Genomic DNA, 12767 nt, shown 5'->3' on the forward strand with positions numbered 1-12767 from the left:
TCAAGTCTTTACTATTTTCCTGATCACTGGCTGTGATTGCCTGTTGTTGATTTTGAGGTAATATGTGCCTGCAGGGTATTTGCTCATATCTACCCGTTTGTCATATACCTGTGTCCCCGGTGAGATTTTATCCGAAAAGATCAATTGGTCACCGGAACTATAAATGCTGATACCTTCAGGTTGCTGGCCTTTATCTATAACCCTGATGCGTATGTGATCATGTGCCGGGTTGGGAAATACAGAAACTGCAGTTTCATCTACCGGTGCAATCGTGACTGTTTGCGCAGCCATTAATTCACCTGAGCCACCAACCTGTGCCATACTTGTGGTGGCGGTTGTGGTATTTACCACATTCACCGTCATGGTTGTTGTTGCCCTTGCGCCCAGGTTATCAGTAACCGCCAGTTCAAAAATATAGCTGCCAATTAGCAGGTCACGCACAATGGCCTTGCTGCTGGTTGCGCCGGTCATGGTGGCTGTGGCTGGCCCGGACTTTTGCGTCCACCTGTAAGTGCTGATCGAGCCGTCACTGTCATATGAGCCGGTTCCATTGAGAGTTGCATTATCAACCGGCCAGTAGAGAGTCTGATTCCAGCTGGCATCGGCAACAGGCGCCTGGTTTCCGGTTGCAGGAGGCGGAGTAGGGGCAGCTAAAATAATTATGTTGACGCTGGCTGTTGCAGTAGCGCCTGCATTATCGGTTACTGTGAGCCTGAATGTATAGGTGCCCTGTATAAGATTGCTGATCACATTTGCGGATGCGGTCGGACTAGCCATGGGCGCGACAGACGGTCCGGATAGTTGTTGCCACTGGTATTTGACAATTGAACCATCTGCATCAGTTGACTGGGTGCCTCTAAGTGTGGCTGCATTCATTGGCAGCGTCAATGTCTGGTTCCAGCCCGCATCTGCAACCGGGGCAATGTTGGGCGCTGAAGCACCTGGCAGTACCAATACATTGATGAATTTGCTGTTCATCCCACCTTTGTTGTCTTTCACTGTGAGCTTAAAGAAATAATTTCCCTGGTTCAGGTTACTGAGCTGGATATTGGCTGCAGTTGGTGAAGTCATTGTGGCTGTGGTCGGACCGCTGTATTGTGTCCAGGAATAGGATGCTACCAGTCCATCTTTATCTGTTGAACGGTCACCATACAGGATCGTAGTGGAATTTGGTAACTGGACATATTTTTTAACTCCAGGGTTCGCCACCGGCGGAGTGTTCTGGGCAGTTCCTCTTATTTCAACTTCCATAACGGCAGCTGCCTTTGCGCCATCGGCATCGGTAATAGTCAACTGGTACTGGTATAGTCCGGCGACCATATTTGAAGCAATTATCCTGGAAGTGTTATTTGCCGAAAGAGTAGCCACAGACGGGCCGGATACCTGTTCCCATAAATAACTGATTGCAGTACCATCAGGGTCATGCGAACCCACACCACTCAGCGTTGAATTGTTGGTTGGCAGCGTAAGTGTTTGCTTTGGTCCTACAACAACAAGCGGCAATACATTGGATGAGTTTGCCGGCGTAATCAGGAAATCATTCAAGTCCGCATCAAAATTTCCCACCTTCACATTGTCAAGATAGTACACCCGTTTTGTGGTTGTGGATTGCTCATGTGCGTATGTCCATGAGGGTGCCCACACCCACTTATATAAGCCGACTTTAAAAATTGGTTCGCCACCTCCCTTGTACCAGCACTTCCCCTTATAATCGAGTACCACCTGGCCGTTCTTCCAGATCTTCAGGTAGCCTGTATTGTCGGCGGTATAATTATAATTGAACACCCAGTCGTTCCATACTCCCCTTTGCCAGGGACCAAGATCGAACGTAAGGGTTTTGATGTTTTTACCGCCATCTATATTAATGTCAATGGAATCATAACTCAACACTATCGTCCAGTTTCCCTTGTTCATTACAAGGGAAAGGGGAGGAGTACCGTTACTAACGGTGCCCTGGGGCTTGAAATGCCATTGGGCAAATGATTCACGGACAGGGTCATACTGGAAGTCTGCCGGAAGAAAATTACTGAATGCCCACCAGCGACGGGTGCTGTCTAACGGAACAGGGTAACTGTTGTCGGTAAGTTCCACTCGTTTGTTACCTGCAACATCCGGATCTGTCCGGTTGAGTTCAATACGCAGGGATGAGGAACCTGTACGTTTGAACGCAGTACTGCGGGTAAGCGAATAACTGCAGCAGTTTTCGACGTTGTCCCAGCTGTGCATGAGGTTCGTGGTACTTTCAAAATCGGCATAGTGTAAAATATTACTCTGCCCATGCAGTTTGTGGAATCCATTTCCACATGCCAATAGAGATAAAACAACAATTCTAACGTAAAGAGAGCGCATAATCCAAAAGTTCTATAACGGTGGAGAATAAACGTTTTTGAGGCGCAAAATTGATGCCAAATAATTTTAAAAACAAATATTTAATTACTTGAATTACATCGACTTGTCTCGGTAAAGGGCGTACGATGGAGCAAGGAAAAAACGCGCAAAGTTGCGTGCTGCTCCTTGGAAACTGGTGAACTGGTAAATTGGACTTTTCTGCCGCCAGGTAAGCTTGGCGCGGGGAACGTTAACAATGGGAAGGGATAGAATCGATTGTTAAAATTACTTGAAAGCGTCGAAAAAAAAAGTATTGAACAAAATTTTAATGTCCTAAATGGGGAGGCACAGGATTTGAATACCAAATTAGTAATGGAATTTTAACATAAAGAAATTCTAAATATTAAATCATTAAAAATAATGAATAGATGTAAAATATTATATTTCAAGTGATTATAAGGCTTTTTTTGCGATTTGGCTATTATTAAAACTAACATTAGATTTATTCCGGGATTCCGAATATGTGCTACCCTGACAATCCCACAAAACTGTGTTTTATGAAACAAATTACCATGAAAACTACCATGGCTGTGCTATTTGCCAGCTCTTTGGTAATCGTGTCCTGCAGTGGAAAAGACGATGACAAGAAAGGAGGCGGTGGAACTGATGAAAATGAAGTGCCTGCAACCATCGGATTCTTCCAGGATGATTGGACAGAAAAACGGTTGTCCGTACCTGTTAGCTTCACTGAGGTGCCAGCTATCACCGACCAGCCAGACCATGTAGTGGCTGTGTATCCAGGTGAAGTAATCACCAAAATTCCCAATTACCTTTTTGGTGAGAATGCCAATTTAACTACAACGCAGTATGTAACGGAGCCAGAGTTGGTAAGCAATATCAACGATCTAGATCCCTCCATCATCCGTTATCCGGGTGGTTCCAATTCCAACCTTTTCTTTTGGAATGCGGCTGATGGTGAAAGACCTGCAGACGTGCCCGCAACACTTTTTAGCGGTAGTGGCGCAAGTTTTACCCCCCAATATTATTTTGGTAAGTCTGACAAACCGGAAACATTTTCGGTTGATAACTATTATTCCCTGCTGAGCCAGACAAGCAGTAAAGGAATGATCACAGTCAATTATTCGTATGCCCGTTACAGTACGGCACCGAACCCGGTTGCTGCTGCTGCACACCTTGCTGCTGACTGGGTGCGATATGATAATGGTCGCACCAAGTACTGGGAGATCGGTAATGAGAATTATGGCAACTGGCAGGCAGGATACCAGATCAATACTGCTGATAACAAAGATGGCCAGCCCGCAACAATCTCCGCTGACGTATATGGTAGTCATGTGAAAGTATTTGTAGACTCCATGCGTAAAGCTGCAACGGAAATTGGCAAGTCAATTTATATCGGAGCCGTGCTGATGGAAGGGGAATACGCAACTTCAACTGATGTGGAAAGACAATGGAATGTGAAAACCATTCAGAAAGTACATAACCTGGTTGACTTCTATTCCACGCACAACTATTATACACCGTTTAATACGAACTCCAACAGTTCTTATATCCTTTATACTGTCGATTATAGTACTAAAGTGATGCAGGAATACATCAACCAGTCATTTAAGAGTGCCGGTGTTTCCGCTAAACCGATTGCGCTTTCTCAATTCAATATTAATGCAGTTGGTGCAGGACAGGCTCCCTCATTTGTTAACGGAATGCATAGTGTAATGACACAATGCGAAATGCTGAAGAACAAACTCGCTGTTGCTGCCCGCTGGACACTGACCGACACCTGGGATAACGGTGACAGCCAGGGTATGTTCAGCATGGGTGATGAACCAGCCAATCCTGACAAATGGACACCACGCCCTGTATTTTATTACCAGCATTTTTTCCGTAAGATCCTGGGTGACCGCATGGTTAAAGCTTCTACTACCAGTCCGACCAATGATATTGCTTATTATGCCACAACCTATTCCAAACGAGATGTTGGTATGGTGATCGTCAATAAGCAGGATAATAATCGCACGATCAAAATCGACCTGAAGAACTGGGGTTCCGCCAACAAAGTATTCTGGTATACTCTACAGGGTGGAGGCGACAATGGCGAATTCTCCCGCAAGGTGATCGTGAACGGTGAAGGTCCTGAAGGAGATGGCGGCGGTCCCACCAACTTTAAAACGATTGCCCCTTATACTATAAACGGGCAAAGCGAAATCCTGGTGAAACTGCCTCCAAGGGGTATGATATTTATGGGTATTTCCTGCGAGGCAAAACCGTAAGCCGGGAATACTTCAGAAGGATTCAGTTCATTCTTTGTCTATCACCACCCGGTAAGCGTAAAAGCGACTCAGCGAATCAATTACTTTGCTGGTGTCACCGGGTAAAGTTGGTAAGGTGATAAACACTTTGAAGCGAACTGAATCCTTTGTTATTAAAGAAACTTTCTGGTTCATTTCCTGCAACTGGTTTAATCGCCTGATGGCCCTGTTCTTATTGGAAGTTTCAAGAATTATATATCGCCATTGAACTGGTCCTGCGGTGGCAGGGTCCGGTGATACAGATAATTTAGTGAGAGAATCCGATTGCCTGCTTGTATCCGTGCCTGCAGCAACGTCCTGCAAAGGCAGGCTTTGCCCGGTTTCTACAGTGGCAACAGCCACGCTGTCAACATTATCATTTTTGGTTTGAGAAAGCTTCCATCCTCCCCAGACAACAATAACAAGGGTGCCGACAACAAGCGAAGCAAGCACTAATTTCCGGGAATTATTTGATGAGCCTGCACTGATCGGCTCCCGTTCAGTAAGTACCTGTTTCCGGTACTCCAGGGGATTATCTTCCAGTTTTTCGGTTTGAGGATCTCCGGGGGTGAATTCCAGCGATCCTTCCCTTGATTTAACGAGTGTGCCTATTCCATACAGGAACAGCGGTTTTCCAATATTCAGGAATTGCCTGTTCAATAAAATGAAGGACTCAATATCCGAAAGTGCCAGGGAAGTCATTTTGCCGGTTTGCGCCTGGATATATTGGATTAATGGTTCGCTTACCTGGGGGGTGGATTTATTGTCAAATTGAATATTTACACCATCTGTTGTGAATGTTCCGATGCCAGGAAGACTTAGGGTTTTGTTCTGGTGGAGAAATTGTGCGAGCAGTTGTTCTATTTTCAAGGTATTAGGAATTGGTTGATACACAATTTAATACAAAAATCCTGCTTATGGTTATTTTTGCAGAAACAACCGACATGTTGACCCAGGAGGAAAAGGATTTCATTGTGTATTGGGAAGCTAACCGGCTTAAGCAAAAAAAGTTGGGCAGGCAATGGCTGATTGGTCTTCCGATCGGGCTACTTTTTTCGATACCCATTCTGATCAATTATGCGACCCCGTGGCATAAGCGTGCAAACATGGTCGCCGGTAGTTCGTTCAATCCACTTGTACTGATCTTCGCGGTATTGCTGATCATTAGTTTCGTCGCCATATTTCACAACAAGTTAAAATGGGAGAAACATGAACAGAAATACCTGGAACTCAAGGCAAAAGAGAAGCAATAAAACTGGTATGAGTTTTCACATGCAACAGAATTGCACAATATGTGGTCAATACTATCCAGTAACTATCTTCGCGTAAAATTTATAGACACCGTAATGAAGAAATTTCTTGTGTTTTTTTGCATCACCCTGATTAGTGTTGGTACCTGGCAATGTGTAAAATCCGAGGACAACACCTGTACCCCAGTTCCGCCGCAGAACGAAGACGCGGCAATGTTGCAGTATATTTCCAGTCACAATATCGACGCTACTAAAGATCCTTCCGGCCTTTATTACCAGATAATTGACACGGGATATGGCGCGTCGCCACAACAAACTTCCCGGATTGCAGTTAAATATGCAGGTTATCTTACAGATGGAACAAAGTTCGATGAGTTGACCCAGGTTGCACCTGAACCCAGTAACTGGTGGGCACTTGGTGGACTGATCCACGGCTGGCAAATCGGTTTGCCGAAAATCAAGAAAGGTGGTAAGATCAAAATGGTGATACCTTCAGGTCTCGCTTATGGATGTACCAAAGTTGGAAATATTCCCGCTAACTCCATCCTGGTATTCGACGTTGAACTTGTTGACTTTAACTGACCCGTCACGAAATGGACAGATCTCAATACGAAGCTATTTCTGTCTTTGATATTTTCAAGATAGGAGTAGGGCCGTCAAGCTCCCATACACTTGGACCATGGAAAGCTGCACGCAGCTTCCTTGATTTCCTGCAGGAAAAAAATTACCTGGATGATTTAATCAGCATCCAGGTTTTGCTTTATGGTTCACTTGCAAAAACAGGAAGGGGACACGGAACGGATGTGGCTGTTCAACTCGGATTAATGGGGCAGGATCCGGTTACCTGCGACGTGTCGGCCATTCCTTCAATTATCCTTAACATCCAGGAAGAAAAACGATTATTATTAGGAGGTAGCCGGCTTATCGATTTTGATCCGGCTAACGATATCGTATTCTTATACCAGGAGTCACTGCCTTTCCATCCGAATGCACTGACCTTCCTTGCCAGTTTAAGTAATGGAGAGCAGATTGCATCCACTTACTATTCGATCGGCGGTGGTTTTGTTGTACAGGAAGGATTTGACAATAATTCGAAGTCGGCAATTCAGTTGAGTTTCCCGATCGAAAAAGCTGATGACCTGTTACACTGGTGCAGGAAAACAGGTCTTTCTATTCATGAAATCGTGGCGGAGAATGAACTTGCCTGGCGAAATGAAGACATCACAAAGCAGGGCCTTTTGCAGATCTGGAACATAATGAAAGATTGCATTTTCCGGGGCTGTCATACTGATGGGATTTTGCCTGGCGGATTACAGGTAAAGAGGAGAGCTGCCGCATTAAACCGAAAATTGCTTAAGGGGCAGCAATACGATGGAGCAGACCAATGGATTAACGCTATTCGCAGCCAGGGTAACGACTTTAATTATATCCTTGACTGGGTGAGTTGTTTTGCATTGGCGGTAAATGAAGAAAACGCTTCTTTCGGCCGGGTAGTGACTGCTCCAACCAATGGTGCTGCGGGTGTGATTCCAGCTGTACTGCTTTATTATTCTACATTTTATAAAGCCACTGAGGAAAGTATAATACAATTCCTGATGACAGCTGCTGAAATCGGGAGTATCTTCAAAAAAGGATCAACGATTTCCGCTGCGATGGGTGGATGCCAGGCAGAAATTGGCGTATCCTCTTCGATGGCAGCGGCAGGACTTACCGAATGTATGGGCGGCACGCAGCGGCAGGCGCTCATGGCTGCAGAAATTGCTATGGAACATCATTTGGGCCTGACATGCGATCCTATTGGCGGACTGGTCCAGGTTCCCTGCATTGAAAGGAATACGATGGGAGCAATTAAGGCCATCACTGCTTCACAACTGGCACTGCAGAGCGCACCTGATTTTGCAAAAGTGTCACTTGACGCAGTTATCAAAACAATGTGGGACACGGCCCAGGATATGAACAGCAAATACAAGGAAACGGCCGATGGCGGCCTTGCTGTAAATATTCCCATTAACCTTCCCGAGTGTTAACCTTCCACAAGGTTGTATAATGTGTCGCGTTCTACGGGTTCCCGCCGAACCTGGCGGATGAGAGTCTTTAGTTGCTCCGAGGTCATGGTCGGAGTCTGTTCTTCGGAACCGGCCATAGAATAGATCTTTGTCGAATCGTCGATTGTTCCATCAATATCATTTACCCCGAAGGAAAGTGACAACTGTGCGTTGTTCCGTCCCAGCATTGGCCAGTACGCCTTGAGGTGCGGGAAATTATCCATATAGATCCTGGCCACTGCATACATCTTCATGTCTTCCACAATGCTGCTTTCCGGGATATGGCTCATTTCATTGTCCTTGTTCCTGAACTTGAGTGGAATGAATGTATTGAAGCCACCGGTTTCATCCTGCATGCTTCTCAGCCTTTCCATATGATCGATGCGGTGCTCATATTTTTCGATATGACCATACAACATGGTTGCATTGCTGTGCATGCCTATCGAATGGGCCGCACGATGTATGGCCAGCCAGCCATCTGCATCCACTTTATCAGCGCAGATCTGTTCACGGATCTCCGGGCTGAAGATCTCTGCACCGCCACCGGGCAGGGAATCAAGACCGGCTTCATTCAGGAACTTCATTCCTTCTTCAGCATTCACTTTTGCCTTCCTGAACATATAGTCCAGTTCAACTGGCGTAAAACCTTTTATATGCAGCTCCGGCCTGTGTGCCTTGATCTTTCTCAGCAGGTCTGCAAAAAATGACAGCGTTAGCTTGGGATGTACGCCGCCAACGATATGTACTTCTGTTACCGGCTGGTCATCGTATTTTTTCACGATATCGAGCATCTGGTCAGTCGTCAGTTCCCAACCTTCTTCCTTATGCGCATACAGGCGCGAGTAAGAACAGAACTTGCAGCTGAATACGCACACATTGGTTGGCTCTATATGAAAGTTCCGGTTGTAGTAAGTTTTATTTCCATGCATTCTTTCCCTTATATGATTGGCAAGCGCCCCGAGGTAAGAAAGGCTGCCTTTCTCGAAAAGGTAAACACCTTCTGCCGGCGTGATCCTTTTATCCGCCATCACCTGCTCACCGATCTGCTTCAGTCTGCTGTCTGACTCGCCATTGCACAAACGCTCAAATTCTGTCGCTGTCATGTTATCGATTTGTCTTAATGATCCTTGTGTTTCGTACGCTGCTGTTATAGATCAACCTGACCACATATACGCCCGATGACTGCCTTCCCAGATCAATGGTGATCATATTGCCGGCATTTCCACTGAACGACTGAGACCAGATCCTTTGTCCCTGCAGATTCACTACTTCAATCCGGCGAAGCTTTTCCTGGTCGCGGTAGTGCCGCACATAAACCAGGCCCGTGGTCGGATTTGGGGTTACCAGGTAACCATCCTGCTTGAGTTTCGCCGGCAAAGTTACTGTATCGATCCTAATGTTGTCCAGATAAAGATTGTTGCCGGCATTGCTGATATTCCGGAAATACAGCTGGAATGACTGACCTGGTTCCACGATGCCGGCAAGGTCCAGCGAATCTGTGCGCCATTCCGCGCGGGACGCAGGCACAAATTCGCCTTCGCGGGACGGGCCGTTGACGGTGTGGAGTTCAGGTCCCCATTTACTGTACAACAATCGTCTTGTTACGCCACAATCCGTGGTAACCCATAGTTGGAGGGTATCAGGCTGTTCTCCTCCTGCGAAAGAATAAAGGTGTGCCAGGTCGAATATTACAAATATCGAATCGGCGCCAGGCATGATCACCGGGGGCAGGTAAAGATTATCCGAATCGGACATTGTGCGGTTGGCATAATTGCGGATAAATGCTGACCTGCTGCCGTCTGTTGATGCGGTATCGGTGGCAGTCCACGTAATATTATTTCCATAGTTGACCACAAACCAGTTTGCCGGCGGGAAACCTGCCGATTCAAAGCTTTCTTTCAGCGGTGCTGTTGTGTTTGTAAAGAGGAAGAACTGGTAAAGCAAACTGTCATTTGCCGGTAACAGGTCAGGCTGATTGTTTGGTTGTGAAATTGCCACCTGCAACTTATGGTTTCCTGCATTCGCCAATGAAAAGATGCTGTCAATTGTAACCACGTGTGTTTCACCCGTTAGCACCTGAAGCCCGGTAATGGTTCGGGTTACAACCGGCTGTTCATCGACCTGCAATGTGAGTACAAAACTGTTGATTGTTTCCCTTCCGTTATTACGTACTGCTACCTGTGGTGAAAACCGGTTGTCGCAAAGCGTTGGCAAAGGGGAAGGGACAGCAATTACCTGAAGGTCACGTTCAGGCATAAACGATGTGCTGATATTAATATCATCGACGTAAATATTCTGACCAAATTTATTAACGCTCACCCACGCGAATGTGATGCTGGCAGGGTTGCCGAGTGAAGAAACTGACAGGCTGATATTGTTCTGTTTCCAATCATTAGCAGAAGGAACCCAGTTGATGTCGCCTGTAGTACCCGTGGTACTTGCGAGATTGGCTCCGCCCTGCTTCCAGACAACGCGGTCGAACGTGTTACCGCAGTCGGAAGATGCCATCAATATTAACGAATCGGCAAAGTCGCCGGTTACTGAATATTGTTTATAGGCATGTGCAAACCCGATTGTGACGGTATCGGCATTTTGCAGGTTGATCGAAGGCGATACGAGGTAGTCCAGGTCATCCACACTGTTATACTGGAACAGGTTTATGAAAGCAGAAGCGTTGCCACTGTTGGCTGCTACAGTAGTCCGGGTCCAGGTCACACTGCCTTCATTGGGATTGATGACTGTCCACAAAGCAGGCGGGAATACATTCGATTCGAAGCTTTCAGACACAGGGCCCGCAACGGGTACCTGCACCCGAAGTTTTATTGCCAGTGTATCGTTTGAAGTACGTTCATCAGGCTGGCCGTTTGGCTGGGTGAGGAAAACGCGCAGGTCATAATTCCCTTCGGTGCCATATGTCACAGGCAGTGTTACGTTCGTTGTGTTTCCGTGTGTTAGCGAGCCATTCCAGGTGGTTGATTGTACCGGTCCATTGTTCAGCTGCCAGTTGAGTTGTGCTGATCTCAGGGTCTGGCTGCCGCTGTTGCCGATCTGCACAACGGTAGCGATACCGGCAGGAGAACAAAATACCTGTCCATTCAGTGGCGACATGATGCTGAAAAGTTTTGCATCGAGCGCCCTGGTAACAGCAATCTTAACCGACGCAATCCTGGTTCGCCAGCCATTGGAATTACCATACATGGAAGTAAGCCAGAAAATGGAATCATTCACCGGATCGGGGGCGATCATGCTGTAATCTCCCCACCGCGAACTGAAAGTCCCGTAACCTGAACCGGTAACAACAGAGGTTTCATCAGCAGAAAAGGTTCCTGGTGGATCCGAATCATTTCTCCCTGCAACCCTTATGGAAGGCCATAGGTTTTCGGAAGAGGTATTGAAGACAGCAGCGATCTGCCCTTTGCTGTTCATGTTCATAGAAGGGTAGAAGCGGTGCAGACTATCTGGCGCGTATGTTCCTTCCTGGTACAATTGCCAGTTGCCCGTAGTTTTGCGCAACTCGTGCCAGCGGATACCGGCAATGCCGGGAGCAGCTGCATTTACAGTATGGTAAATCAGCAGTGATTCATGATCTGGAAAACGGCGGTAAGATTGCTTATCCATCAGGAATGCCGTTGTAGCCATCAGTTTGCTGAAATTATTCGGTACCGTGGCACAGGCCTGGAAGTATCCGCCGTCGGAACAGATTACGGTATTGAAAGGCGCTGTCGGGAATGAACCGGTGTGAGTGAACCTGCTGTTGGCGGGAACGGCAAAGTCCACATCGAATGCAAGGAGCCCTATGCTGTCGGCATCCGGCGCAGCAGTCCTGCCATCGTCATTCCGGTAGGCGAACAAACCCGGCGAGCCTGCAGGCGGTGCATTACCAAAGACATTGATCGGTGCAGCGCCGTCGTATTTTTCTGCATCCGTCATCCTTATGCGTTGCAGGTCAACATTGCTGCTTCCACTCAGCATCTGCTGCCGGTTGAAAGCATAAAAGGAAACCCCTGCAAAACTATTTTCCGGCAGATTGAAATCGCGGGAAGTAGCATAGTATGCTTTCTCATCCCAGACAGAGATCTTCGGGTAATCGGGGAAGTAAGAGTCGTCAGTAAATTTATAGATATACCACTCGCCCAGCGGATCATTGGTTTTTGAAACAAAGAAGATGAGGGTATTGATATCGGTGCTCCCTGTTGGGGTACCAAATTCCATCATTATGTACCTGTCGGCAAACTGGTCATACAGGCAGATCCCATCGCCGGCACCGCTATAACCGGAATTTTCCACGAGGTTGTCGAGGTAGATCCTGTCCATCATTGGCGCGCCGGACTTATTGAACACCTGCAGGTATGAGCCGGATGGACCGTTTACAATCTGGATGAGGTGATTGGGGCCAACGCAAAGAGTCGGGTCTGCCGGGGTAAGGTCGGCATCGGTCATGCCTTCGAGGTTGATGTCTATTTCAGGGGAAAGCGGCGTTATGGTTGCACGTCTCCGCGTGGTGGGCGCCGGCTGCTTTTTACGCAATGGATCTTCCTGTAAATAAAGTGCCGTGGGATCCCATTTGATCACCGGGTTTTTTCGTTTACCCCTGTTCCAGAATAATCCTTTCTTATCACGCACCGGGATATTGAGCCTGCCAGGCTCCGGTCTGAAATTGCCGAGGGCTTTGGTTTTGCCGACAAGGATTCCGGTTACGGATTGTATCCTGCCTTGCTGGCTGAATAAGGTGGGGAGTACGGCAAATACCATCCACGCCAGGAAAAGTAATCTTTTTGTCATGCACCGAAACGCCCATAGGCTGACTACAAATATACTTTTAATACAAAAACGTATAT

Annotated in this window: 8 protein-coding genes; 4 read left to right on the forward strand and 4 right to left on the reverse strand. The window is 46.9% G+C overall.

Annotation, left to right across the window (positions count from 1 at the left end; translation table 11 throughout):
• On the reverse strand, positions 1–2349 hold the full coding sequence (locus OI18_RS11840; protein WP_082037940.1) for a PKD domain-containing protein: 2349 nt from the start codon (positions 2347–2349) through the stop codon (positions 1–3).
• Positions 2350–2885: 536 nt separating this feature from the next.
• Here OI18_RS11840 and OI18_RS11845 point away from each other — a divergent pair.
• Positions 2886–4616, forward strand: coding sequence for a hypothetical protein (locus OI18_RS11845; RefSeq protein WP_039140229.1), 1731 nt, complete (start codon positions 2886–2888; stop codon positions 4614–4616).
• Positions 4617–4643: 27 nt separating this feature from the next.
• On the opposite strand, the gene OI18_RS11850 is transcribed toward OI18_RS11845, so the two are convergent.
• Entirely contained in the window at positions 4644–5504 is an 861-nt protein-coding gene (locus OI18_RS11850; RefSeq protein WP_039140083.1) for a hypothetical protein, read from the reverse strand.
• 47 nt (positions 5505–5551) lie between these two features.
• On the opposite strand from OI18_RS11850, the gene OI18_RS11855 reads away from it, so the two are divergent.
• The 3 genes from OI18_RS11855 (at position 5552) to OI18_RS11865 (ending at position 7911) form a co-directional block, all read left to right on the forward strand.
• Entirely contained in the window at positions 5552–5887 is a 336-nt protein-coding gene (locus tag OI18_RS11855) for a hypothetical protein (protein WP_240312763.1), read from the forward strand.
• A gap of 93 nt (positions 5888–5980) precedes the next feature.
• The gene (locus OI18_RS11860; RefSeq protein ID WP_052273134.1) at positions 5981–6466 is read left to right on the forward strand and encodes an FKBP-type peptidyl-prolyl cis-trans isomerase; all 486 of its coding nucleotides are present in this window, start codon (positions 5981–5983) and stop codon (positions 6464–6466) included.
• A gap of 11 nt (positions 6467–6477) precedes the next feature.
• On the forward strand, positions 6478–7911 hold the full coding sequence (locus tag OI18_RS11865; protein WP_039140084.1) for an L-serine ammonia-lyase: 1434 nt from the start codon (positions 6478–6480) through the stop codon (positions 7909–7911).
• Here the strand turns inward: OI18_RS11865 and mqnE are convergent.
• Both mqnE and OI18_RS11875 read right to left on the reverse strand, forming a co-directional pair.
• A complete protein-coding gene (gene mqnE, locus OI18_RS11870; protein WP_052273135.1) occupies positions 7908–9032 on the reverse strand; it encodes an aminofutalosine synthase MqnE in 1125 nt (374 codons plus the stop codon). The genes OI18_RS11865 and mqnE overlap by 4 nt on opposite strands.
• A gap of 1 nt (position 9033) precedes the next feature.
• Positions 9034–12711 carry a T9SS type A sorting domain-containing protein gene (locus OI18_RS11875; protein ID WP_039140085.1) on the reverse strand — a complete coding sequence of 1226 codons (3678 nt, stop codon included), beginning with the start codon at positions 12709–12711 and terminating at the stop codon, positions 9034–9036.
• Positions 12712–12767 lie beyond the last annotated feature (56 nt).

It is taken from the genome of Flavihumibacter solisilvae, from assembly GCF_000814475.1.
Taxonomy (GTDB): Bacteria; Bacteroidota; Bacteroidia; order Chitinophagales; family Chitinophagaceae; genus Flavihumibacter; species Flavihumibacter solisilvae.

Excerpts from the sequence above, each read along its gene's own strand:
- OI18_RS11860 (WP_052273134.1), top strand. The coding sequence starts at position 5,981 with ATGAAGAAATTTCTTGTGTTTTTTTGCATCACCCTGATTAGTGTTGGT.
- OI18_RS11865 (WP_039140084.1), top strand. The coding sequence starts at position 6,478 with ATGGACAGATCTCAATACGAAGCTATTTCTGTCTTTGATATTTTCAAG.
- OI18_RS11845 (WP_039140229.1), top strand. The coding sequence starts at position 2,886 with ATGAAACAAATTACCATGAAAACTACCATGGCTGTGCTATTTGCCAGC.
- mqnE (WP_052273135.1), bottom strand. The coding sequence starts at position 9,032 with ATGACAGCGACAGAATTTGAGCGTTTGTGCAATGGCGAGTCAGACAGC.
- OI18_RS11875 (WP_039140085.1), bottom strand. The coding sequence starts at position 12,711 with ATGACAAAAAGATTACTTTTCCTGGCGTGGATGGTATTTGCCGTACTC.
- OI18_RS11855 (WP_240312763.1), top strand. The coding sequence starts at position 5,552 with ATGGTTATTTTTGCAGAAACAACCGACATGTTGACCCAGGAGGAAAAG.
- OI18_RS11840 (WP_082037940.1), bottom strand. The coding sequence starts at position 2,349 with ATGCGCTCTCTTTACGTTAGAATTGTTGTTTTATCTCTATTGGCATGT.